This is a genomic window from Gilliamella sp. ESL1225 (assembly GCF_058502635.1).
In genome coordinates this window covers 573,170-597,330 of sequence record NZ_CP196358.1, presented here as the reverse complement: position 1 = coordinate 597,330, position 24,161 = coordinate 573,170, and the positions used below count along the sequence as shown (strand labels likewise).

At 32.5% G+C, this 24,161-nt stretch carries 24 protein-coding genes; 8 read left to right on the top strand and 16 right to left on the bottom strand.

Features of this window, described 5'->3' with window-relative positions; genetic code table 11:
• Positions 1-159 precede the first annotated feature (159 nt).
• Positions 160-1,170, bottom strand: coding sequence for a porphobilinogen synthase (gene hemB / locus ACSYSW_RS02640; protein WP_491704830.1), 1,011 nt, complete (start codon positions 1,168-1,170; stop codon positions 160-162).
• Positions 1,171-1,353: 183 nt separating this feature from the next.
• On the opposite strand from hemB, the gene rpsU reads away from it, so the two are divergent.
• The 6 genes from rpsU to uspA all read left to right on the top strand — a co-directional run bounded on the left by rpsU (position 1,354) and on the right by uspA (position 8,749).
• A complete protein-coding gene (gene rpsU, locus ACSYSW_RS02635) occupies positions 1,354-1,569 on the top strand; it encodes a 30S ribosomal protein S21 (protein ID WP_024495180.1) in 216 nt (71 codons plus the stop codon).
• A gap of 261 nt (positions 1,570-1,830) precedes the next feature.
• The gene (gene dnaG, locus ACSYSW_RS02630; protein WP_491704831.1) at positions 1,831-3,612 is read left to right on the top strand and encodes a DNA primase; all 1,782 of its coding nucleotides are present in this window, start codon (positions 1,831-1,833) and stop codon (positions 3,610-3,612) included.
• A gap of 81 nt (positions 3,613-3,693) precedes the next feature.
• Positions 3,694-5,529 (top strand): RNA polymerase sigma factor RpoD, encoded by a 1,836-nt coding sequence (gene rpoD, locus ACSYSW_RS02625; protein ID WP_491704832.1) that lies wholly within the window; start codon positions 3,694-3,696, stop codon positions 5,527-5,529.
• A gap of 130 nt (positions 5,530-5,659) precedes the next feature.
• The gene (locus ACSYSW_RS02620) at positions 5,660-6,628 is read left to right on the top strand and encodes a bile acid:sodium symporter family protein (protein WP_491704833.1); all 969 of its coding nucleotides are present in this window, start codon (positions 5,660-5,662) and stop codon (positions 6,626-6,628) included.
• Positions 6,629-6,717: 89 nt separating this feature from the next.
• Positions 6,718-8,232 (top strand): inorganic phosphate transporter PitA, encoded by a 1,515-nt coding sequence (gene pitA / locus ACSYSW_RS02615; protein WP_491704834.1) that lies wholly within the window; start codon positions 6,718-6,720, stop codon positions 8,230-8,232.
• Between the two features lie 61 nt (positions 8,233-8,293).
• On the top strand, positions 8,294-8,749 hold the full coding sequence (gene uspA / locus ACSYSW_RS02610) for a universal stress protein UspA (RefSeq protein ID WP_491704835.1): 456 nt from the start codon (positions 8,294-8,296) through the stop codon (positions 8,747-8,749).
• A gap of 269 nt (positions 8,750-9,018) precedes the next feature.
• Here the strand turns inward: uspA and ACSYSW_RS02605 are convergent, their stop codons facing one another.
• The 15 genes from ACSYSW_RS02605 to ACSYSW_RS02535 form a co-directional block, all read right to left on the bottom strand.
• Positions 9,019-10,458, bottom strand: a complete 1,440-nt coding sequence (locus ACSYSW_RS02605) for a tetratricopeptide repeat protein (protein WP_491704836.1) — start codon at positions 10,456-10,458, stop codon at positions 9,019-9,021.
• Between the two features lie 21 nt (positions 10,459-10,479).
• Positions 10,480-11,355, bottom strand: coding sequence for a type II secretion system F family protein (locus tag ACSYSW_RS02600; RefSeq protein ID WP_491704837.1), 876 nt, complete (start codon positions 11,353-11,355; stop codon positions 10,480-10,482).
• 10 nt (positions 11,356-11,365) lie between these two features.
• Entirely contained in the window at positions 11,366-12,304 is a 939-nt protein-coding gene (locus ACSYSW_RS02595) for a type II secretion system F family protein (protein WP_491706285.1), read from the bottom strand.
• Positions 12,301-13,611, bottom strand: a complete 1,311-nt coding sequence (locus ACSYSW_RS02590) for a TadA family conjugal transfer-associated ATPase (RefSeq protein ID WP_491704840.1) — start codon at positions 13,609-13,611, stop codon at positions 12,301-12,303. The genes ACSYSW_RS02595 and ACSYSW_RS02590 overlap by 4 nt, the downstream gene beginning before the upstream one ends.
• 11 nt (positions 13,612-13,622) lie before the next feature.
• Positions 13,623-15,524, bottom strand: coding sequence for a TadE/TadG family type IV pilus assembly protein (locus ACSYSW_RS02585; protein ID WP_491704841.1), 1,902 nt, complete (start codon positions 15,522-15,524; stop codon positions 13,623-13,625).
• A 13-nt stretch (positions 15,525-15,537) separates the two neighbouring features.
• Positions 15,538-16,173, bottom strand: a complete 636-nt coding sequence (gene tadF / locus ACSYSW_RS02580; protein ID WP_491704842.1) for a tight adherence pilus pseudopilin TadF — start codon at positions 16,171-16,173, stop codon at positions 15,538-15,540.
• Between the two features lie 31 nt (positions 16,174-16,204).
• A complete protein-coding gene (locus ACSYSW_RS02575) occupies positions 16,205-16,681 on the bottom strand; it encodes a TadE/TadG family type IV pilus assembly protein (protein WP_491704843.1) in 477 nt (158 codons plus the stop codon).
• 84 nt (positions 16,682-16,765) lie between these two features.
• The gene (locus tag ACSYSW_RS02570; RefSeq protein WP_491704844.1) at positions 16,766-17,005 is read right to left on the bottom strand and encodes a Flp family type IVb pilin; all 240 of its coding nucleotides are present in this window, start codon (positions 17,003-17,005) and stop codon (positions 16,766-16,768) included.
• 49 nt (positions 17,006-17,054) lie between these two features.
• Positions 17,055-17,282, bottom strand: a complete 228-nt coding sequence (locus ACSYSW_RS02565; RefSeq protein WP_491706284.1) for a hypothetical protein — start codon at positions 17,280-17,282, stop codon at positions 17,055-17,057.
• Positions 17,276-17,533, bottom strand: a complete 258-nt coding sequence (locus ACSYSW_RS02560; protein WP_491706283.1) for a TadE/TadG family type IV pilus assembly protein — start codon at positions 17,531-17,533, stop codon at positions 17,276-17,278. Before ACSYSW_RS02560 ends, ACSYSW_RS02565 begins: the two co-directional genes overlap by 7 nt.
• Positions 17,534-17,617: 84 nt before the next feature.
• A complete protein-coding gene (locus tag ACSYSW_RS02555; RefSeq protein ID WP_491704844.1) occupies positions 17,618-17,857 on the bottom strand; it encodes a Flp family type IVb pilin in 240 nt (79 codons plus the stop codon).
• Between the two features lie 49 nt (positions 17,858-17,906).
• Positions 17,907-19,091: a CpaE/TadZ family protein gene (locus ACSYSW_RS02550; RefSeq protein WP_491704845.1), complete on the bottom strand. Its 1,185-nt coding sequence runs from the start codon at positions 19,089-19,091 to the stop codon at positions 17,907-17,909.
• Positions 19,092-19,109: 18 nt separating this feature from the next.
• Positions 19,110-20,567: a type II and III secretion system protein family protein gene (locus ACSYSW_RS02545; protein ID WP_491704846.1), complete on the bottom strand. Its 1,458-nt coding sequence runs from the start codon at positions 20,565-20,567 to the stop codon at positions 19,110-19,112.
• Between the two features lies 1 nt (position 20,568).
• The gene (locus ACSYSW_RS02540; RefSeq protein ID WP_491704847.1) at positions 20,569-21,462 is read right to left on the bottom strand and encodes a CpaB family protein; all 894 of its coding nucleotides are present in this window, start codon (positions 21,460-21,462) and stop codon (positions 20,569-20,571) included.
• A 182-nt stretch (positions 21,463-21,644) separates the two neighbouring features.
• Positions 21,645-22,067, bottom strand: a complete 423-nt coding sequence (locus tag ACSYSW_RS02535; RefSeq protein WP_491704848.1) for an A24 family peptidase — start codon at positions 22,065-22,067, stop codon at positions 21,645-21,647.
• Positions 22,068-22,237: 170 nt separating this feature from the next.
• Here ACSYSW_RS02535 and ACSYSW_RS02530 point away from each other — a divergent pair, with 170 nt between their 5' ends.
• Positions 22,238-23,473 (top strand): RCC1 domain-containing protein, encoded by a 1,236-nt coding sequence (locus ACSYSW_RS02530; protein ID WP_491704849.1) that lies wholly within the window; start codon positions 22,238-22,240, stop codon positions 23,471-23,473.
• A gap of 193 nt (positions 23,474-23,666) precedes the next feature.
• A complete protein-coding gene (locus ACSYSW_RS02525; protein ID WP_491704850.1) occupies positions 23,667-23,996 on the top strand; it encodes a hypothetical protein in 330 nt (109 codons plus the stop codon).
• Positions 23,997-24,161 lie beyond the last annotated feature (165 nt).

Here is a 24,161-nt window from a genome sequence, read left to right as displayed (position 1 = left end):
AAAAATTTATACATATTAAACATTATAATTAGGAATGTAAACGAAACACTAATAATTGACATAAAAGAAAAAGAACAAAATCTTTATGTTCTTTTTCTTTAAAAGATATTTAAACAATAACTCAATTTTAGCGTCATTGAGATGCTTAAAAGAATAATTTTAGTTTTCATTTAACCATGTAGCTACTTGTTTTGCAAAATACGTTAAAATGCCATCCGCGCCAGCACGTTTAAAACAGAGTAAAGATTCCATAATTGCAGCTTTTTCATCTAACCAACCATTTTGTATAGCTGCCATTAACATCGCGTACTCTCCCGAAACCTGATAAGCAAAAGTCGGCACTGCAAAAGTATCTTTAACTCTCCTTACAATATCTAAATACGGCATGCCCGGTTTTACCATAACCATATCAGCCCCTTCATTTAGATCTTGATAGATTTCTTGCATAGCTTCATGACTATTAGAAGGATCTAATTGATAGGTTTTTTTATTACCTTTTTTGATATTGTTAGCTGATCCTACAGCATCACGAAATGGTCCATAAAAACTAGAAGCATATTTAGCGGAATACGCCATAATTTGTGTATTGACAAATCCATTATATTCAAGCGCAGCTCTTATGGCACCAATGCGCCCATCCATCATATCGCTAGGGGCAATAATATCTACACCCGCTTGTGCTTGTACAAGTGCTTGACGAACAAGTGTGTCAACAGATGTATCATTTAACACATAACCATTGTCATCAATAATCCCATCTTGACCATGTGTTGTATAAGGATCTAATGCCACATCCGTTAAAATACCTAATTCGGGGACTGCCTCTTTAAGGGCTAGGACTGCTCTAGGAACTAAGCCATTTTCATTATATGCTTCTTCCGCCAAGAGTGATTTTTTGCTGTTATCAATGGCAGGAAATAAAGAAAGAACAGGAATACCCAGTTTTGCAATTTGTTTTGCTTCTTTAATTAAAACATCAAGGCTCATGCGATTTACATTTGGCATGGAGGAAACCGGTTCAATAATATTTTTCCCCTCAACAATAAAAACAGGGTAAATTAAGTCATTAACGGTGAGATTATGCTCAGCAACTAATCGACGACTAAAATCATGCGCTCGATTACGACGTAATCTTCGATTTGGATATTCACCGGTAAAATTAAACGACATAGAAAACTCCTTCTTTTGTAACAGAATCATTGATATTATCTAACTCGTATTACTGATTAGCAAATTAATTTATTCTTTCATAAGAATACCAATTTTTACTTTACAATCTATGTCTAATAGATGTAGAATTCTGGACTAATTTTATTCCCTTGTGATATTAAACAAATTTGAGGTGAGAGGCACATGCCAGTAATTAAAGTACGTGAAAATGAACCTTTCGATGTAGCATTACGTCGTTTTAAACGTTCTTGTGAAAAAGCAGGAATTTTAGCTGAAGTTCGTAATCGTGAATTTTACGAAAAACCAACGACTATTCGTAAACGCGCTAAAGCAGCAGCTGTAAAACGCCACGCTAAAAAATTAGAAAGAGAAAACGCACGTCGCACTCGTCTATACTAATTTAATTCTTTCCTTATTATTAAATACTAATTACTAAGGAAAGCGATATTCGTATTAGCTTTATTAAAATTTTAGCATCAATATTATTGATTAATAAAAGCGATTATTCGGTATAACTGAGTGTTCAGACTATGCTCAACCAAATATCGAATAATTTGATATTAGCTAATAAAAGAAATAGAGTTAGTATATATATTCTAGCAAGCCGTAAAATATTACGGCTTGTTGGCTTTCTGACAATAGTAATGGTTGAAAATTATCATGAAAGGACGAATTCCTCGCGATTTCATATTAGATATTGTTGCACGTACAAATATCGTTGATATCATTGGTAAACGCGTTAAACTAAAAAAGAAAGGTCTTTACTTTTTTGGTTGTTGCCCTTTTCATAACGAAAAAACAGGATCTTTTTCAGTCAGCGAAAAAAAACAAATTTACTATTGTTTTGGCTGTGGTCAAACTGGAAATGTTATTGATTTTTTAATCAATAATGATCGCTTATCCTTTATTGAAGTAATCGAAGAACTTGCCGATTTACAAGGGATCCGTGTTCCTTATATCGAGTCTGAAAAAAATTCTATTGATTCCGTAAAACAAATTGAATCACGTAATTTAAGACGAGATCTTTACGCCTTCATGGCTAAAATAACCCAGTTCTATCAACATCAATTAACCTTATCAATCGCCGATGTAGCAAAAGAATATCTGAAAAATCGCGGGCTTAATCAAGAGATTATTACCCGTTACAAAATTGGTTATGCTCCGAATGAGTGGAATTTAACTGCTCAACATTTAATAAAAAATAAAGCTGAAAAAGAGCTATATATTAGTGCCGGAATGGAAGTAACTTCGAATAAAGGCAATAATTTTGATCGTTTTCGTGGACGAATTATGTTTCCAATTCGAGATCGGCAAGGTAATGTTATTGCTTTTGGTGGACGGACAATTTTTAACGATTCAGCCAAATATCTTAATTCACCAGATACACCTATTTTCCATAAAGGTTATCAATTATATGGTCTTTATGAAGCGTTAGAAGTAAATCGCAATCCTGAAAAATTAGTGGTTGTAGAAGGCTATATGGATGTTGTCTCATTAGCCCAATATGGCATAGATTACGCGGTTGCCGCCTTAGGCACAGCAACAACAGATGAACATATTAAATTATTATTTCGAGCAACCGATTCAGTCATTTTTTGTTATGATGGCGATGATGCGGGGCGCAAAGCCGCATGGCGAGCATTAAATACGTTACTTCCAAATATCATTGATGGTAAGAAAATCACCTTTGCTTTTTTACCACAAGACGAAGATCCCGACAGTTTAGTACGTAAAATAGGCAAACAAAATTTTGAAGAATATTTAGATACAGCACAAACATTATCACAGTTTTTATTTGATGAGCTTTTAAAAACAGCGGATCTGAAAACAGTAGAAGGTAAAGCTAATTTAAGTACTAACGCCATTTCATTAATTGGCAACATTAATGCTAAATCATTCAAATTAGGTTTATTGCAAAAGCTGAGTAATTATCTTGGATTATTAGATATTTCACAATTAGAAATACTGATGAATAATCAAGTTAAATCTAAGGATGAAAAAGATCTGGTTAACATACCGCCTTCACAATTAAAATTAACAACAATGCGTATTTTGATCGGTCTTTTAGTACAATACCCTAACCTTGTAAAACAAGTTACAGATATTAATATTTTGAAACAAGCTAAACTTGCTGGTATAGAAATATTTATTGAACTTCTTGAATTATGCCAAACTTATCCCAATATCACTACAGCACAAATATTAGCTGAAAATAGGGAAAAACCATTTTATAAACAATTGAATCGTTTAGCTACATGGCAGCATCATTATTCTGATAATGAAATTTCAGTAAATTTTTCGCGTTCTCTAAAGGAGTTATATGATAATATACTCGCCCAAAGACAAGATGAACTGATCGCAAAAGAAAGAATCTCTGGATTAAGCACCGTAGAAAAAAAAGAATTGGCAACACTAATACTTGTTTTATCGAAAAAAGCCTAAATATTACAGTTTATAAGCAAAATTATTCTTATATCTTGTAATATAGATATATAACCAAATAACTAAAGTGGATACTTTTTTATGGAGCAAAACTCTCAATCACAGCTAAAACTCCTTATTACCCGTGGTAAGGAGCTAGGGTATTTAACCTATGCTGATGTTAATGACCATTTGCCTGAAGAAATTATTGATTCAGACCAAATTGAAGATATTATCCAAATGATCAACGATATGGGGATTCAAGTACTTGAAGAAGCTCCAGATTCTGATGAAATGCTGCTATCTGAAAATATGCCAGATGAAGAGGCAGTGGAAGCTGCAACAGCACTCGTTCTTTCAAATGTTGAATCAGAAATAGGACGTACAACCGATCCTGTTCGCATGTATATGCGTGAAATGGGGGCGGTTGAGTTGTTAACTCGTGAAGGCGAAATTGATATCGCTAAACGTATCGAAGAAGGTATCAATCAAGTTCAGACTTCTGTCTCGGAATATCCTGAAGCAATTACTTATCTTTTAGAACAATATAATCTCATTGAAAGCGGCGAAGTTCGATTGTCTGACTTAATTACAGGATTTATCGATCCTAACGCAGAAGAATCAACCGAAGAATTACCCGTTGATATTATTGATGAAGAAAGTGAAGCGGATATTGATATCCCTGATACTGACGATGAAGATGCTGAATCGTCAGCTGATGATGATGTTTCCATCGATCCTGAAGTAGCCAGAATTAAATTTTCTGAACTAAAAGAGCAACATGATAAAGCTTCTGTAACCATTAAAAAATATGGCAGAGCACATAAAAAATCGCAACAAGAAATCGAAAATCTTTCTGAGATTTTTAAACAATTTCGTCTAGTTGGTAAACAATTTGATATTCTTGTTAACAACATGCGTAGCATGATGGATCGCGTAAGAGCACATGAACGCGTAGTAATGAAGATTTGTGTTGAACAGTGTAAAATGACCAAAAAGCAGTTTATGACTTATTTTACCGGTAACGAAAACAATCTTGATTGGTATAAAAAAGCATTAACGGCTAAAGGCGCATTTGCCGCTAATCTTCCAGAATACGCGACACCGATTGAAGAAGAAATTCACGAGTTACAAGCTATTGAGTCTGAAACTAATCTATCAATTGAACAAATCAAAGATATTAATAGACGTATGTCAATTGGTGAAGCTAAAGCCCGTCGAGCTAAAAAAGAAATGGTCGAAGCTAATCTTCGATTAGTGATTTCAATCGCTAAAAAATATACTAACCGTGGTTTACAATTCTTAGATCTAATTCAAGAAGGTAACATTGGTCTTATGAAAGCGGTTGATAAATTTGAATATCGTCGCGGTTATAAATTTTCTACTTATGCAACTTGGTGGATTAGACAAGCCATTACACGTTCAATTGCCGATCAAGCTAGAACCATTCGCATTCCTGTACATATGATTGAAACGATTAATAAGCTTAATCGTATTTCTCGTCAAATGTTACAAGAAATTGGACGTGAGCCTACTCCCGAAGAATTATCTGAACGGATGCAAATGCCAGAAGATAAAATTCGTAAAGTATTAAAAATTGCTAAAGAGCCAATTTCAATGGAAACACCTGTTGGTGATGACGAAGATTCACATTTAGGCGATTTTATTGAAGATACAGCACTTGAACAACCGCTTGAAGCGGCGACTTCTGAAAGTTTACGTAGTGCAACACGTGATATATTATCGGGTTTAACGCCACGCGAAGCTAAAGTACTGCGTATGAGATTTGGTATTGATATGAATACAGACCATACGCTTGAAGAAGTAGGTAAACAATTTGATGTTACTCGTGAGCGTATCCGTCAAATTGAAGCTAAAGCATTACGTAAATTACGTCATCCAAGTCGATCGGATGTTTTACGTAGCTTCTTAGAATAGTATCTATCCACTTAATCGCCACTTTATGTGGCGATTCTTTTATGCGAAATAATTTTTTTATGACTTTAATTTTACAACTTCAGTTTTAAAATTTTAGTTTTATGCTTTTCAATTTACGAAAATAAAAAAGATGAAATTACTTTCATACCTCAAATTTGATAAATTTTTAATTACCTTAATTGGCGTTGTTATCATTGCTAATCTCTTTCCATGCAAAGGCCAAGCTAAAGATATGTTTGAAATATTAACCTCTTTTGCCATTGGATTATTATTTTTTATGCATGGAGCTAAACTCTCCTTTGCAGCCATATTAATTGGCATCAAAAATTGGCGATTACATCTTGCTATTTTTACGACAACATTTGTTATCTTTCCTATTTTGGGTTTGATATTAAAAATCTTTGTTCCTTATCTATTAAGCAATGATTTATATTTAGGATTTTTATATCTCTGTTTACTACCAGCAACAGTTCAATCATCAATTGCTTTTACCTCTATTGCCAGAGGAAATGTAGCGGCAGCCATTTGTAGTGCATCTGCATCTACATTATTAGGAGTATTTATTACTCCCTTATTAGTTGGTTTTTTCATGCATACAGATAACAATAATGCTATTAATATACTTGATACAATTGAATCAATTATGTTAAAAATCATGCTACCTTTTATTATTGGTCATTTATCACGCCCACTTATTATAAAATGGCTCGAAAAATATAAAAATGTGATTAATAAAACCGATCGCTGTTCGATTTTATTAGTCGTTTATGTCGCCTTTAGCGATGCTGTAATTAATGGTATATGGTCAAAAATCAGTTTATTATCATTAGGTATTATCATTTTATTTTCAATTCTTTTATTAACCGTCATTTTATTTATTACAACTTATGGTTCCAAATTGCTCGGATTTAATAAAGAAGATGAAATTACCATCGTATTTTGTGGGTCGAAAAAAAGCCTTGCAAGTGGTGTACCCATGGCAAGTGTCATGTTCCCTATGTCAATTATGGGTATTATGATTCTTCCACTAATGATATTTCATCAAGTTCAATTAATGATATGTGCTTTTCTAGCAGCAAATTATGCAAAACGAAAGTAGCCAAAATGAAAATTATCAAAAAAATTACTTTTATCCTTTTAGGTTCTCAAGGATAATGACAGCGTTATTCACAACAAAAGATTTTTAATATGTTCCATTTATTTGCGAATTTAGAATTTTCAACGATTATATTATTAGTTCTTGCACTTCTTTTTGTATTATTTTACGAAGCTATCAATGGTTTTCATGATACGGCTAATGCTGTTGCTACAGTAATTTATACAAAAGCCTTAAAAGAACAAATTGCTGTTATGATGGCTGGAATATTTAATTTCCTCGGAGTTTTATTAGGTGGATTAAGTGTCGCCTATGCCATTGTCCATTTGCTACCAACCGATTTATTGTTAAATGTTAGCTCGACACATGGACTTGCCATGGTTTTTTCAATTTTACTTGCTGCAATTATTTGGAACTTAGGTACCTGGTATTTTGGTATCCCTGCTTCAAGTTCTCATACATTGATAGGCGCTATTATTGGTGTGGCTTTGGCAAATGCATTTATTACTCATACTTCAATTATTGAAGCGCTTAATATCCCCAAAATGATAAATATATTATTATCATTAATTATTTCTCCGATTGTTGGGCTCATTATTGCTGGTGTTATGATCTATTGCCTTCGGAAATATTGGACAAGACGTGGGCAAGGTAAAAAACAATCTAAAAAGCGTGAACGTATTTTTATGACTCCTGAACAACGCGAAAAATTATACGGCAAAAAGAAACCGCCTTTTTGGATACGGACTATGTTAATTATTTCTGCCGCAGGTGTAAGCTTCTCACACGGCGCTAACGATGGGCAAAAAGGCATAGGTTTATTAATGCTTGTTTTAATCGGTATTGCCCCTGCGGGTTTTATTGTTAACATGAATGCATCGACTTATGATATTACAAACACCCGTAATGCCATCCATAATATTGAAGAATATTTCATTACTCATAATGATGATTTAAATACTATCATTGGTAAACAACATAGTATTGATAAAAAAATAAGTAGCGGTGATTTAAATCAATATCATTGTGATTATGCTCGCTCTTTTAAAACATTACATATCGCCGACGCTTTATTTAGCAAAATTCACCATTATGATGAGTTAACATTAGATGAACGCGCACAATCTAGACGCATATTATTATGCTTAGCTGATACAGTTAATCATGTTGCTAAACAACCTAATATCTCATCAGAAGACAAAGAGTATTTACATTCGCTCAAAAATGATTTGCTTGTAACGGTTGAATATGCCCCAATTTGGATAATTATTGCCGTCGCATCTTCACTAGCCATCGGCACAATGATAGGTTGGCGACGAGTCGCCATAACGATTGGTGAAAAAATTGGTAAAAAAGGCATGACCTATGCGCAAGGTGTCACAGCGCAAATTACGACAGCTTTATCTATTGGCGTTGCAAGTTATACTGGTTTACCAGTTTCTACTACTCAAGTTTTATCGTCTTCTGTTGCCGGAACCATGATTGTCGATGGGGGCGGTGTTCAAAGTAAAACGATTAAAAATATTATATTAACATGGGTATTAACACTACCACTTTCAATTTTATTATCAGCAATACTTTTTTGGCTTGCTCAAATGTTTATTTAGGTGTAAAAGTTAGAAATATAAACTTAAATTTTCTTCAAATATTGAACGAAAGGAGAATAGTATGGCTTATAAACACATATTAGTTGCAGTTGATTTATCTCATGAGAGCGCAATCCTTGTTGAGAAAGCAGTTTCGCTTGCTAAGCCTTATCACGCAGATATTTCATTAATCCATGTTGGCATTAATTATTCTGATCTTTATACAGGTTTGGTTGATATAAATCTTAGCGATATGAAAGATCGTATCACAGAAGATGTTCAAACAGCCTTAAGTAAACTTGCTAATGATGCTGACTATCCGATTGCTCATATTCTTTCAGGCAATGGTGAATTTGGTCAAGTCCTTAATGAAGCCATTGAAAAATATAATGCAGATCTTGTCGTTTGTGGCCATCACCAAGATTTTTGGAGTAAATTAATGTCATCTGCCCGTCAATTAATTAATAATACGCATATAGACACCTTGATTGTACCTTTGAAAGATGAAGAACCAAGCGACGAAAGCAACGATAAATAACATTATATCCGTCTTAACATATCGGTCTTTTTGTTAGATATTTATAAAATAAGTTTTTTCCTTTATATATACAAGAAAGATAATTACGGCAACGCTGATAAATAAAATAAAAATATATTGGACTAAAAATAAAAGTAAAATTTACTAATTAGGCTTATTTGGGATGCTTTATTTATCACCAAATAAGCCTTTTGAGATTAGCTCTATTTTTTCCTAATTCTTGTGACATAGTTTTAACAATAGGCTTTTAACTTATCAGCGTTGGCAGATTAATTTGTTTTGAAATCCATAACAAAACAGTGCTTATAACCATCTTGTGGTGGTAAAAGCAAAGTATCCATATTAGCGGCTTTTTTTAGTTCTAGATCAATAACTGCAATATCCCCGCTCGGCTGGCTTATATTAACTGAAGCAATATTATTATCATCACTTTTTATACGATTAATTAAACGGTTAATGACCTTATCATTTAAACTAATATTTTTAACAAAAATTCTATAGTTTAGATCACTTATTTTATTCACCATATAAGAGCCTTTACTTTCCGTTTCAATAACCATCCGACTATAATTTTTATGTTTACCAACACGCATATCAATCACCATATTTTTACCAGTGGCTCCTATCGAAGATGATTTAGATGGTGCAATATTTGATTTTGCTCCGGTTGCAGTTATAGGTAATTGAACATTGGAACGCGTATTATTATTTGTTGATGAAGCTAAATTTGAACTAACTTTCTTAGACAATTTTTCATTATTTAATGATGCTTTTTTCTGATTAAGCGCAGAATTCTGAATTCTTGATGATGGTCTAGCAGATAAACTACTTTGAATTTTCGATCCTTCAATGAGATCATCCTTATACTGCGCTTTCACAGTTTCCACATCTGGTGGTGATAATGTATAATTAACCATTTCATTTGGTTCTGTTTGTTGCAATTCATTAATTAAAATATCAGGAAAATCAGATAGTTTTTGCTCAATACAGAATTTTCTAGCTAAACTATAATCACCTAATTTAACAATCGTAAATAACAAATTGTGAATTAGTACTGATTCTCTATTACCCTTACTATATATCTGTATAAGGTAATCATACGCTTTACGATAATTCTTTTGTAAAATAGCAATCATTGCTAAGTTATTAGTGACTTTAATTTCATCATAAAATAGCGCTCTTGCTTGATTAAAAGATAGTTCAGCTTTATCAAGTTGAGAAAGTCGAACTTGAAGAATACCTAATACGTTATAAGCTTCACCATTATTTCTATCAATTGATAATGATTTTTCAACATAATACAGGGCTTTTTGTAATTTTTTATTTTCAGATAATGGTTTTTTCGGGAAGGTATTATCACCCTTAAACTGTTCAGCACCATCAGTATAATGCGCTGTATTCATAATATTTTTCGCATAGAGTAAGAAAACTTGAGCGGAATTACTTTTTGTTAGCAATGGAGACAAGTAAAACATTGATGAACTATAATTATTAGACAAATAATAAAGATTGGCTAATTTTAAACGTATTGCCTCATTATCTTGCTGCTGTAGCTTTGAACGATAGATATCAATTAATCCACCATAATTACGAGTAGTTTCTAAAATATATATTTTCTGCGCTTCATCTTTTTGTGTCTTTAAAGCAGAATTCTGACAACCAGACAAAATTACCGTCGAACATAAAACCATAAGAGTTAATTTTTTCATATTATTTATCTTCTTAGTATATTAATTATTTTCGGAAAACATCCGCACTAATCTAATTATAACTGGCGCTAACACTACGACTAAAATAGGAAACAAAATAAATAGCATCATGGGTAATGTCATTTTAGCCGAAGCGGCTGAAATTTTTTCTTCTGTTTCGAGAATTTGCAACTCTCTGATTTCAGAAGATAAATTAAGCAGTGTTGAATAAATAGAATTACCATAATTCACACTTTGTTGCAGCGTTGAACAAAGGCTTTTCATTTCTCGACTTGGCACTTCTTCATAAATAAGAGATAACGCGCTATTTATACCGTTAATCTCCATTTTTAAACATCCACGTTCAAGTATTGAGGACATATCACGATTAATAGTGACAAATTTATCTTTTATAAATACCAAAGCATTTTCAGCAGTCATACCGGACTGTATCATTACCGCAAGCATATCCACTAATAAAGGAACCTCATTTGAAAGTTTACGTACTTTCTTAGCCATGATAGACGCACGGATTCTACTTGGTACAATAATCACAAAAATTACTGTCACTAAAAGTATAATAATAATGATATTTGTATCTAAAACTAAAAAATGGAATAGTTTATTAACAATCATAAAAATAACAAATAGGGTAACTATTGCATATATTTTCCATAAATGATTATTTTCTAACTGTTTAAAAAAATAAGTAGACCAACTGCCTTTAGATATTAATTTTTCAAAATTACTTTCTACTTTTTTGGGTTTATTTTTTGATTTCTTTAATAAGTTATTATCGGGTGTTAAAATCATCGTTACTTTTTGTTTTTTTCTAAACGTTTGGTTCATCTTAAGAAAACTTAATGTAGCAAATAGAATTAACATGATGCTGATTAAATAAGAAATAATTTCTAGCATACCATCCTCACTATACAATCTTACTTAACATTTTGCGTATAATAAGTATACCGAAAAGCACACTTCCGACGACATAATATAAAACATAGTTCCCAAGTGTATCATCAAATAAAAATGCAAAATTTTCAGGCGCAATGAATTTTAATAAACCGATAAATGCAAAAGGAAGGCAAGCAAGGATCTTTACAGTCATCCGTAGTTCCGCCGTTTTACTGTCACGCGTTCTTTCAAGACGTTTATTATTTGCTATCATTTTAGATAACCTGTACATTATTTCTTTTATTTCACCACCACCTTGTAAGTTAACAATAAGTACAAGGATAAAAAAGTAATACTCTTTAAAAGGAAGACGTAAGTAAGAATCCATTAAAACACGCTCAGAATCTTCACCGATATCTAAACGACGAGATATCTCATGAAATACCCGACCAACATTACCGTTAATTTTGACACCAGCTTCCTGAATAGCTTGCGATAAAGAGTTACCCGACGAAATAATACCAACGACTAAATTTAATGCTTCAGGAAAATTGACCTCGAAATCTTTTTTGAGTGCGATTTTCGTAAATACAAATAAAATGGTTATTGAAAGAACAAAAGATGCCAATATTGCTAACAATATTGGGAAATGAAGATAACGATTATTTACATAAATTCCGGTAAACATTCCAACAACACAAATACCGATATTTTTTAATCGTTTTGAGCCCGTTACACTAGCAAATAAAAGCACATAAATTTCAATAAGCTTTGCAACTATTTGCTCAAATAAATTTATTGAATTATCATTTTTCTTTTTTTTATTACTTATCTGACTAACAAATGATGTCGTTATTTTACGTTCGGTTTTTTCGAAAACACTTAATCTATTTTGCTTACTACGCAAAAGAATTAAATTAAATAAACCGATTCCTATCAGCATAATAGGATAAAGTAGCAGAAGTATCATGATTGCATTTGCTCACTGAATAATTGAGTTAATGAATCGGTCATTTTATAATAGCTTGCATTTTCATAAATTTTTGAACGCTTAAGCAGTCCATTACAAATAAACTTACCTTTTAATTTACCCTCAAAATCACGCTCTTCATCAACATCAAATCTAAAAATATCCTGAACAATAATTTGATCACCTTCCATCCCCATAATCTCTGTAATGTTCATTACTTTTCGAGAACCGTCAGGAAGTCTTGCTGCCTGAACAATGATATTTACCGCCGAAGTAATATAGCGTCTAATAGCTGATAGTGGAATTGCTGATTGAGCCATCATTACCATACTTTCTAAACGTGCTAATGCATCTTTTGGTGTATTGGCATGCAGCGTTGACATAGAGCCATCGTGCCCCGTATTCATTGCTTGTAGCATCTCAAAAGCTTCTTCCCCACGACACTCACCAACAATAATACGATCTGGTCGCATCCGTAAAGAGTTAACTAGTAAATCCCGAATAATTACACGACCACGCCCATCTTCACCCCCACCTCGAGTTTCTAAACGAACCACATGTGGCTGTTGTAACCTTAGTTCAGCCGCATCCTCGATTGTGACAATACGTTCAGTCGAATCGACAAATTGTGATAAGGCATTTAATAAGGTTGTTTTACCCGATCCAGTACCGCCTGAAACAATAATATTCATTCGGCATTTAGAAGCAATAACTAAAAAATTAGCCATTGCTTCACTCATACTATTAAACTTAACCAGTTCACCTAAACTAATCTTCCCTTTACCGAATTTACGAATAGACATTGATGTACCATCAATAGCAACAGGAGGGATAACTACATTAAGACGGCTTCCATCAGGCATACGTGCATCAACAAGAGGATGTGCATCATCTATATTTTTGCCTACGCGATTAACTAAACGCCTTGCGACTTCGGTTAATTGCTGATTATTAATAAAAAATTTATTTGTTTTTACTAATTTACCAGAACGTTCAACAAAAATACTTTGCGGTCCATTGACTAAAATATCACTGACTGACGGATCTTCCATTAAATCTCTTAATGGACCATAACCTGTAATTTCATCACATAAAATATTACAAAGCTTTGCTGCCTCATCGGAGGTAAGATAAATACCTCGTGCATTAATGGTGCCACGAAATATATTAAAAACTTCACGATAAAGTTCATTACGATTACTTTTTAGTTCATCAATTTTATCTAAATCCAACTCTTCAAAAACGATATCTCGAGCTTGCGACCATTCTTGAGGAATTTGACTAACCGAATCATCATCATCAAACATACTATTTCCTTTTATTCTTTATTTTTAAAAAATCCAGTTTCAGCGGTTACTATAATGGTATCAATTAGATTGACTAAGCTACCAATATTATTCGCATCATGAACAAAACCTTGATCATTATTAGCACAATAGTTTAACCACATATTGTAATCGTCCTTTCTATCCTTATTGAGTGATATATAGTGAATTTCACTTGGTTTATAGAGCGTTCTATATTGGCGCGTTGTAATTTCATCTAATTGATTACGTATTACCTGACAAACCCCTTTTTTAAGAAAGATTTCTGTCACACTATTATTATTAGATAAGGAAACAGGTAAATTCTTAGCTAAATTATTATCACCATCTGAAATAACAATAATAATTTTTTGCTGACCATTACCTGTTGCCGCAATAGGTGCAGCACGCAATAATCCGCTCATTTCATCTGTCCCCCCACCTGGTTTCATTCCATTTATAGCAGAGACTAACGCATTTTTATCCGCAACACTTTTAGTTAATGGAACGAGATAAGTTTGACTTTTTGAAGAGCTAATAAGATTTGCCGCTCTCTTATATAAAGGTTCACTACTGACTTCAAATTCATCAGTATCTCTTAATAAAGAATTTGGACCGGCTTGAGCCGATTGACACATTCCCGTAAAAGGGCGCTGTGATAATACGTTAGGTGCTGTGGGTTGATAAAATTCAATAATATTTTGTGGCTTAAAAATATTAGTTAGTGTGGCATCAAAATCAATTGTTCCGCCATTCGCAATCGAAAATTCGCCTTTGCGTGTTGAATTTTTAGTCCAATACATTAACTTCATTAAATTAAGAACAGTATTATATTGGCTCGTGACTTTTTTCTGATTTTCGGTTGTAAAAATACTTTGACTTGGTCTATCACAGGAATAGCGATATTTGCCATATAAAATGTTATTGGTATAACCATTATCAACACATAGACCAGCATTAACTAATTGCGTATCAGTTTTTAACCCTTTTGCCGGACCGACAACTTTTGAATAATAAAGATAACGATATCCATCCATATTATAAAAAGTACGATTGTAATATTTGTCGGTATAATTTTTTGAATCTTCAAACTCAAAATTTAAATATTTATTTGCCCAAAAAACATAATCAACATTTTTATAAGGGGATAATAATGTATAAGGTACTGAACAGCCAATCTGTTCACCGCCTGCTTCATTTTTAGGATCTACATTCTTAAGATTAATTGCTTGAGCGGGTCTAAATGGTACGCCAGTTTCAAAAGGGACAATTGAAAATTGAATTTGTGCATAATTCTTATATTTATTTAATATACTATTAACAACTGTTTTTAATACCTCAACACGAGAATTATTTGCTCCCGTATTAGACCATTTATTACATTGAGTGACACTAGAATCACAGGTCGTTGAGGAGGAAAAATCTAATACAAAAGTGATATCTGCTGATAATATTTCATTATTTTTTATGACAAAACCCGATCCAATCCTGTCATTACCAACTTCCATTTTTTTATCGATACCTGTCAATGAAGGCATTGATAATAATGACTGTACATCATAATTATTTGTTACATAATAAGTGCTTTTATTGGCATCATAATCAATATTTACCTTTGTTAACTTACCTTGATGACGAGCATAAAAAGCAATATAGCTCTTAGCGATCGATTCATTAAGCGCTTTATTTTTTTCTGTCAAATTTTTATTATTAATCGCGGCGATGGTTAAAGCAGCCTCATCAGCCGCTTCTGACAGGCGGACTTTTGCATTAATTACTTGTGCGCTATCAAATGCCAACGCCCCAAACCCTAATAAAAGAGGGACTAAAGCTGCAAACATAATAAGAAAAGCCCCTGCTTCAGACCTTAGGACTAAAGCGAACTGAGAAACCGTTTTTAATAATATTTTTCTCATGAGTTATCACCCATTAATTAAGAGGAAAAGGTGTTTTACAATCACCTAAGCATCGAGAGACAACAATACTTGATGAACAAATATCAGGATCGTCAGCGATGCCCGTGATATTTAATGCTTTTTTAAAAAGACTCGGACTGTTTTTAATACAGGAAGAAACGCGAAATAAAGGGATCCAACGGTTTAACATTGAATATGCAGTTAAATTGGTATAGTTACTAAAATCAGGCAATTTTGAAAAATAATTTGCATTACAGCTTGTTGGAGCACACAGAGAAACCGTTTTCTTTATTGCTGTTTCTATATTACTTGGATTTTCCTCACTGCCTTTTATATATAATGCCTCAACTTTAACTAAAATATTATCATCATCCATCATGCTACTAAGTAATGATTTTAATTCTAAAACTTGCTGCTCATTAATGTTTTCCGGATAAAGAGAATCACTTTGATAAAAAATACTTCGTTCACGAAAAACGGTTGCAGCAGAATAGGTCGAGCGGTCAAGTTTACCTTGTAAGGCAAGCGTAACATAAATATCATAAACCAAAAAAATGACTAACAAACATCCCATAAATACCATTGCGAATTCAATAGTTAATGCGCCTTTCTCATTTTTTATAAAGGAAAACTTTCTTAAATTTATCATTTTCTACTCAACAATATTTATAAGTTTGTATTTAATATTCTTTAAAAACAACAATATCACGCTTTAACACTGTCTTTAATGCCGAAAATAATGGATCTAAAAACATCGGAGCATAATTATATTTAACAGAAAAAATGGCTAAAGCATTACTAAATGGTGACGTATAACAATTACCTGATTTCGATTTTATATAGCTTGTGGCATCATCTATTAATGCACAATAAACTATATTTACCTCAAGTCCCTCACTTGATGTAATTAATGGCCAAAGTGGTATTTCGTTTGACACTTTGTCATAAAATAGCTGACTATAATTAGTTTCATCTGCTGAGGTTTTCGCCACATAATAGCTACCTTCTACACTGACAATATCTAAAACAGAGGAAACAAATAATAAACGGCAAAGTTCAATAAACATAAAAATCAGTAATAAAAACATAGGCAGAATTAAAGCAAATTCAATCGATAAGATACCGCCTCTCTGATTTTTAAAGAATTGTTTAAACATTCTATTGCCTTATTTAGAGTTTATCGAACATAAGGCAGAAACAAATTATTCGTTTCCACCTTAGTTTTAAGAAAAAAATACTTGTTAGTTAAACATTCCGCCAACTTTAGTTTTGAGTTTACTAAATGTATCATTTAATACTTCTGCAACAGGACCATCTGAAGCAAACACAACAAGTACAACAGCTGCAATACCGGCAACCACGATAGCGTATTCAATTGCAGTAACACCATTTTGGCTTACTAAAAAATGTTTACATTTATTTATTAATTTTTTCATAGATAATTCTCCGATTAATGTTTTAATTACTTTCATATCATTCATAAAAACTACTTTTTTTGAGATTGATGTATCTCAAACCGATCACAATCATCTATTCTTTCGTGTTATTACTTAGGAAAGATAGAAGATTTTTTTTATCTTTGGTGGGTCTATTTAATACACTTTTTGAGGCCTCACCTATACCGATTAAAAGTTTCGCAATGCTTTTTAATTCTTTTGATTTGTCTGCCATTTTTAATTTTTTTTCTGAAGGCCAGTACTTTTGTTTAATGTCGATTGTCCATTGCAAAAATTCGGTAATATCTTGATCTGTTAACATTTCTTTTTTATTAGTGGTATTTCGTTTGACACTTTGTCATAAAATAGCTGACTATAATTAGTTTCATCTGCTGAGGTTTTCGCCACATAATAGCTACCTTCTACACTGACAATATCTAAAACAGAGGAAACAAATAATAAACGGCAAAGTTCAATAAACATAAAAATCAGTAATAAAAACATAGGCAGAATTAAAGCAAATTCAATCGATAAGATACCGCCTCTCTGATTTTTAAAGAATTGTTTAAACATTCTATTGCCTTATTTAGAGTTTATCGAACATAAGGCAGAAACAAATTATTCGTTTCCACCTTAGTTTTAAGAAAAAAATACTTGTTAGTTAAACATTCCGCCAACTTTAGTTTTGAGTTTACTAAATGTATCATTTAATACTTCTGCAACAGGACCATCTGAAGCAAACACAACAAGTACAACAGCTGCAATACCGGCAACCACGATAGCGTATTCAATTGCAGTAACACCATTTTGGCTTACTAAAAAATGTTTACATTTATTTATTAATTTTTTCATAGATAATTCTCCGATTAATGTTTTAATTACTTTCATATCATTCATAAAAACTACTTTTTTTGAGATTGATGTATCTCAAACCGATCACAATCATCTATTCTTTCGTGTTATTACTTAGGAAAGATAGAAGATTTTTTTTATCTTTGGTGGGTCTATTTAATACACTTTTTGAGGCCTCACCTATACCGATTAAAAGTTTCGCAATGCTTTTTAATTCTTTTGATTTGTCTGCCATTTTTAATTTTTTTTCTGAAGGCCAGTACTTTTGTTTAATGTCGATTGTCCATTGCAAAAATTCGGTAATATCTTGATCTGTTAACATTTCTTTTTTATTAAAAGGTTTATTATCATTAAGACAAATAAAAAAACGTCTATCTGCAATGAGTTCATCTCTAGTAATAATTCTATTGCGCTCTTCTATAATAGATTTGGCAACTTTAATCGAGTAGGGCTCACGACTAATCACGATAATCACGGTATTAGATGAAGTAAAAACATTATTTAGCTGGGATAATGATAAATTACTGTTTATATTGTGATCAAAAACGATCAGATTAAATTTTGAAACACTATCATCTTTAAAGTTCCAAGCCATGTTTGCAGGTTCAATACGAACACTTAAATTATCGTGTAGTTCAACAATCGAACCATCTTTTTCGACTGGTTTTTCAATAATAAAATCAATATCTGCGCTACCACTAATGCCTTGAACTAAAAGTATTGGAATTTTAGATATACTTGAGATAGATTTGACGGTATTAAAAACAAGTTGCGATGTTCCTACTCCCCCTTTACAACCAAGAAAGGTAATAATATTGCCTTGTCTTTTATTCTCTTTATTTTTTCCTTCCCAAAGTAATATCGGCAAGTTATCGATATGAATATTACTTTGTAAATATTTAATGCCTTTTTTTTCAAGTTCATGGGCAAATAAAATTGAATCATTTTTACCAATAACATAAGCGATACAGTTAACTGGAATATATTGGGTCAAATAAGCACCAATAAATTCCACATCACTATTGCTATCAATATCAATCAAAATAACATCATAGTCATCTAGATTGACCTTATCTTTCAAGGTAGAAAAATCTATCTCAAATACTTGAATTCGAACAATATTGTATAAAACTAAAACTAAGCGTATGCGTTCAATAAGCTCTATGTTTTGGGAGACTATTGCCACTTTAAAATTAGATATTTTATTTTCTATTTTTTCTTTCCACGGTTCATTTTGTTTATCGTCTTTATTTGAACCTGCATCACTAAATAATTTCATCGTATTTAAACCTATTTTTTATTCCAAGAAACCAACTCGACCAAGAAACTTCTCGCTTTCATTAGATAAAGGAAACTCATGGCGAGTCTGCTTATCATGATTGCTTTTATAATTGAAAAAGAGGTTTCTGCTATCTGTCCGTTCAAAAATAGGGATCTTTGCATCTTTAAAGGAGCTTGTAGGGTTCACAAGTTGAACCGTTGCAAAAACAATAAGTTCCGTTTTGTTACGTGATGTAGATGCACTTCGAGCTATAGCACCAAGAATAGGAATATCGCCAATGAAAGGGACTTTCGTTAGACTTTCGACATCTTGTTCACTAATTAAACCGCTTATAATAAAGCTATCCCCATCTTTTAGCTCGATGGTTGAACGAGTACGGCGTGTCGTTAAAGTCGGGATCTGGTAATCATTGAATGCATAACTACCGGAAAGTGAACTAAACTCATTAGCAATAAATAAACGAATAATGTCATTTGATATTTTAGCGCCGATAGCAAGTTTAATACCATATTCTTTATAAGTGACAGTAGAACTACTATTATTCGATCCAGGAGTCACAATTGGAATTTCACCACCGACAAGAAATTCAGCTGTTTCACCAGAAAGCACGGTTAAATTAGGTTCAGCTAATACTTTGGCTAATTGATCATTTTGAACAGCACGAATTACAGTCGCAATATTATTAATATCAAAACCATGCTTAAGACCAAGAAGATTAAATGTACCAACACTTGTAATTTCAGATCCACCGGAAATAATACTATCTAATGTAAGGTTATGCCATGCGACACCAAGGCTATCAGTAAACTGTTTACTGACTTCAACTAATGTCAATTTAACATTGACTTGATTATTTTGGGTAATTTTAATATTGTTGATAATATTAGGAAATTTAAGATTATTCATGAAAAAAATTTCCGATGTATCATTACCACCTTTGAAATTATATTTCTCTTCTTTAATGGTAGTATTATCACCCACACTTTGCCCAACTAAAGCATAAATACGATCGCGAGTTAAATCGTCGGGAGCTGTGCCAGAGAGTAAATAACTAACTCTATCTTGGCTACCATTACCCGAAACACCACTCCCTACAAAACTTGTAATTCTAATATTACTATCAGGAAATTCTTTTTTTATTCGATAATGAAGGTCCGGAACAATAGGATCAACTTCAATAGAATGGGTTGTTAAGATTTTTTCATCTTGACTATAGATAATAAATTCAGAATAACCACGCGCTTTAGCATACATTACAACCGTATTCTCACCGATTACTTTATAGTCAGCAACTTCGGGATTTGAAATAAATACTGTACCTAATACTTCATTAGATTTAACTGTTTTTGATTCACCTGGTTTTAAATAAAAAACTGCCGCCGAAACAGGTGTACTAAAAAGAAATACAGTATTAAAAAGAAAAATAAAACAATTAAATCTAGTCAACAGTGATTTTATTATATTAATATTCACTTCAATTTCCTCTCAACTCTTTAATCTCATTTTGCAAAACTTTTGCCGGTTTATCTAAAGGCTCTAACTTGAAAATTGGATCTGAAGTAACTGGCCACATGGCTTCTTCACCAAATAACACATCACTTTCATGCTCAACGCCATTTTTATTAATACTTGGAAATAAAAATAATTTGGCATTTCCTTCTAGACTTTTGATCAATTTAACCTCTGATTGCGATAACTCAATGAGTAACGTTTTTCCTTCAACATAATCATTAGGTTGCATATCCGCATTTGGAGCTTGCTCTATATGTAATAATCGTCGATTAATTACAATCGGTTTTATTCGAGTCTTTACAAAATTATTGATGGGTGAAATTAATTCAACTGTTTTTTGATCATAACTGGATCCGTTTGGACCATAAATAATATAAATATCAATTAAATCCCCTTTCTTAAGATTATCAATCAAGTATTTATCTGATTTTGTTAAGGTTATTGGATAAATTAACATACCCTCATGTAAAATCATTTTTATATATTCACTTGACGATGAGGGTGGTATTAGATTTGTCATTGGAATAAAAGAACCCGCTTTTATCGCCACTCTTAAACCATATTCATCGACATTTTGATAAATTAAGGAGAAATTATCTTTTTCAGGACTATTTTCAGGTACAGCTATCGTCTCTGCTTGATAATCAGTATTTCTAATTAACGTGTTAGCTGGTAAATCACGTAATGCTTTAATAACAACAATGTTTTGAGTCGTTTCTTTTACCGGTATTTCCGCAGGAGGTTTGATCACTGCATTGTCTTCTATTGGTGGCAATTCTTGTTGCTTAATAGTAATGAGCAACACTAATCCAACAAGAATCATGATTATATATAATATTATTAATTTTTTATTCATTGATTATGACTCTTTATACCCTAAAATCCATCGATATTTAAAATTATGCAAAATACTTGTAAATATAATGTTATTTTTACTTTTTTTTAAAATAACATTATATTTACAAAAATGATAGATCAAAATTTGATCTATCATTTTTCTTAAGCTGTAAATGATATTTACATTTTTTAAAATTATGTTTATAAATAATGAATTCCAACATAACCCATACAGATAGCCATTCCGTAAGGTATTGTTTTATTGCTTGTTTTAAATATATGGTAGGAAAAAAGGACAATTAAAATAAGCGGTAAACCGCTAATAGCAACTAATAAAATAAAATCAATAATCTTAAATTGAGGAACAGATAACGCTAAAACCGCGAGCAATTTAACATCGCCAGCCCCTATTCCACCAAGAAAAAATAAAATAACACCAATGATAAAAATAGAGAAAGCACTTTGCCAATTTGGTACCCATTTAAAATACATTGCATAGATTAATGTAAGCGCGAGTAAAATGAGAATAGCAACATTATAAATTTTTCTAAAACGAAGATCGGTATAACACATATAGCCAAGTAGTGGCAAAACAGTGAAGAAAAAAATATCAAAATTAACCATTTATGTCTCTTTTAATTAAACAGAAATGGTTATAATATTATAAAAATAGTGTAAATTTTCAACAAAAATAAAACTAATACTTTACAAAAATTACTAAAATCTGCCTTCTAATTAGCGAGAATAATTAATTTATGAATAGATTGAATATAGGAAAAAATATAATAATTACTATGACATTATCGTTTTGTTTTTTAATGTTATCTAACGTCAATGCTATTGAAAATGATATACTTCTCTATGCTAAAGAAACCATGCAAATTGAGAGTATAGCTATTTCCCCAACGACTTCTTTAGATACAGGGGTCACCATAACACCAAAAGGTAAAATAATTATGTGGGGATTTCGGGGATCGGGGCAACAAGGCAACGGAAAAAAAGTCGTTAGTAACACGGCTCCTCCAGAGGCAGTTCAAACTTTTATCCAAGAAGATCTTCAAATTGTCGTTGCCGCTGGCGGTGCTTATCATTTTATTGCGCTAGATGAAAATAACGGCGTTTGGGCTTGGGGTTTAAATGACTATGGTCAAGTTGGTTGTCAAAAAGGAACCGCAACTACACCTTGCCGTTTAAGGGAGGATGGTATGCAAATAGCGGCAGGTGAACATATCTCTTATTTATTAACCAAAACCGGTGAAGTCTATGCTTGGGGGATTGGGTCTTCTGGTCAGCGTGGTGATGGGACAAATAAGGCTAAAATTGCTGGTCTACACCAAGTCATTTTACCTGAAAAGATTCGCCTCCTTGGAGGTGCATATCAAGGCGGTTATGCGATAGGTTATTCAGGAACGATTTATGGATGGGGTGATAACGAAGATTGTGCATTTGGTTACCCAGGTCCCAAAGATAAAAATTGCACATCACGCGATGCTATATTATCACCACAACCTCTTCATACCCACGGCGTTTTCAATGGTAATCAAGTCATTTATATTGCAGGCGGTCAATCCCATACCGTTGTTTTGCTTGCTAACGGTGATGTTTATGGCATCGGGCGTGCAGCCTCTATAGGACAAGGGGTTAGAAATATTAGCGAATCGAATACAGGAACACCACGATTAATTATGAGAGATGTTAAATCCCTTTATAATCGTTTTCTTGGCTCGGTTGCCATTACCAAAGATAATAAAATTTATACTTGGGGGCAGACCGGGGGTTCAGCCTTTCCAACTATTTATGGCTATGAACCAACCAACCGTCCTCTTAACCATTTAGATTTTGATGAATATGTCGTAAAAATAGATGGTGGTAAAGAGCATTTCTATTATACAACCAATAAAGGCAAGATGTATGGTGTTGGCTATGGGGCTGCTCATAAACTAAGTAATACAAGTTCATCTAATGTTGATTGGCCCGGTGTTAGAATGGAGTTTGTTGAAAATGTCATTAAAAAATATGATAATCCCTGAATCAAAAAGGTAAACGCACTGATTAATGTTAGTGTGTTTTATTCTATTTTATATGAATAACCTATATTAAAATAGGTATAAGATTAATTGGCTAAGATACAATTTAATCATCAATAATACTAAAATTACACTTGCACTAATACTATCTGATTGATATTCTTTGTTCTTATCACTTTAATTGAGGTTTAATGCAATGACATTTTCTGACGCCACAAAAATTTTTGCTGAAAGTCTTCCCGGCACAGATAGTTACGTCACTTTGCGTAAAACAATGCGCACTTTAATTCAAGAAGATCCAGATAATGCCTCTGTTTATTTTTTAATTTTCGGATTTGCACGTACTTATGTCATGCTTTATGAAGATCAAGAAATTGCCCCTCAATTTGCCGAAGAAAACCAAAAGACTATGTTGTCGTATCTAAATATTTTAGATGAAGCCTTAAAAAAGAAGGATGCAAAAAATTTATATTGTGCATTAAATAAAGTCGTCAATGAATACGAAAACAGTAAAAAATTTTTTTAATATTGCAGCCTGACATTAAAATGTCAGGCTGTTTTTTTATATTTAGTGAAACTCTAAATTAATTAAATCAAGAATATAGATTACAGAATAATAGGTTAAGAAACATTATGCTAATTACCATCAACTTTTTTAACATTATGGGAACCATTACCGGCACTCTTTTTG

Bases quoted from the DNA above. Each gene is read 5' to 3' on its own strand.
- ACSYSW_RS02530 (WP_491704849.1), top strand. From the start codon at position 22,238: ATGACATTATCGTTTTGTTTTTTAATGTTATCTAACGTCAATGCTATT.
- uspA (WP_491704835.1), top strand. From the start codon at position 8,294: ATGGCTTATAAACACATATTAGTTGCAGTTGATTTATCTCATGAGAGC.
- pitA (WP_491704834.1), top strand. From the start codon at position 6,718: ATGTTCCATTTATTTGCGAATTTAGAATTTTCAACGATTATATTATTA.
- ACSYSW_RS02525 (WP_491704850.1), top strand. From the start codon at position 23,667: ATGACATTTTCTGACGCCACAAAAATTTTTGCTGAAAGTCTTCCCGGC.
- ACSYSW_RS02620 (WP_491704833.1), top strand. From the start codon at position 5,660: ATGAAATTACTTTCATACCTCAAATTTGATAAATTTTTAATTACCTTA.
- ACSYSW_RS02550 (WP_491704845.1), bottom strand. From the start codon at position 19,091: ATGAAATTATTTAGTGATGCAGGTTCAAATAAAGACGATAAACAAAAT.
- dnaG (WP_491704831.1), top strand. From the start codon at position 1,831: ATGAAAGGACGAATTCCTCGCGATTTCATATTAGATATTGTTGCACGT.
- ACSYSW_RS02605 (WP_491704836.1), bottom strand. From the start codon at position 10,458: ATGAAAAAATTAACTCTTATGGTTTTATGTTCGACGGTAATTTTGTCT.
- ACSYSW_RS02595 (WP_491706285.1), bottom strand. From the start codon at position 12,304: ATGATACTTCTGCTACTTTATCCTATTATGCTGATAGGAATCGGTTTA.
- ACSYSW_RS02540 (WP_491704847.1), bottom strand. From the start codon at position 21,462: ATGAATAAAAAATTAATAATATTATATATAATCATGATTCTTGTTGGA.
- ACSYSW_RS02585 (WP_491704841.1), bottom strand. From the start codon at position 15,524: ATGAGAAAAATATTATTAAAAACGGTTTCTCAGTTCGCTTTAGTCCTA.
- ACSYSW_RS02570 (WP_491704844.1), bottom strand. From the start codon at position 17,005: ATGAATGATATGAAAGTAATTAAAACATTAATCGGAGAATTATCTATG.
- ACSYSW_RS02535 (WP_491704848.1), bottom strand. From the start codon at position 22,067: ATGGTTAATTTTGATATTTTTTTCTTCACTGTTTTGCCACTACTTGGC.
- hemB (WP_491704830.1), bottom strand. From the start codon at position 1,170: ATGTCGTTTAATTTTACCGGTGAATATCCAAATCGAAGATTACGTCGT.
- ACSYSW_RS02565 (WP_491706284.1), bottom strand. From the start codon at position 17,282: ATGTTAACAGATCAAGATATTACCGAATTTTTGCAATGGACAATCGAC.
- rpsU (WP_024495180.1), top strand. From the start codon at position 1,354: ATGCCAGTAATTAAAGTACGTGAAAATGAACCTTTCGATGTAGCATTA.
- ACSYSW_RS02575 (WP_491704843.1), bottom strand. From the start codon at position 16,681: ATGTTTAAACAATTCTTTAAAAATCAGAGAGGCGGTATCTTATCGATT.
- ACSYSW_RS02590 (WP_491704840.1), bottom strand. From the start codon at position 13,611: ATGTTTGATGATGATGATTCGGTTAGTCAAATTCCTCAAGAATGGTCG.
- tadF (WP_491704842.1), bottom strand. From the start codon at position 16,173: ATGATAAATTTAAGAAAGTTTTCCTTTATAAAAAATGAGAAAGGCGCA.
- ACSYSW_RS02560 (WP_491706283.1), bottom strand. From the start codon at position 17,533: ATGTTTAAACAATTCTTTAAAAATCAGAGAGGCGGTATCTTATCGATT.
- ACSYSW_RS02600 (WP_491704837.1), bottom strand. From the start codon at position 11,355: ATGCTAGAAATTATTTCTTATTTAATCAGCATCATGTTAATTCTATTT.
- ACSYSW_RS02555 (WP_491704844.1), bottom strand. From the start codon at position 17,857: ATGAATGATATGAAAGTAATTAAAACATTAATCGGAGAATTATCTATG.
- rpoD (WP_491704832.1), top strand. From the start codon at position 3,694: ATGGAGCAAAACTCTCAATCACAGCTAAAACTCCTTATTACCCGTGGT.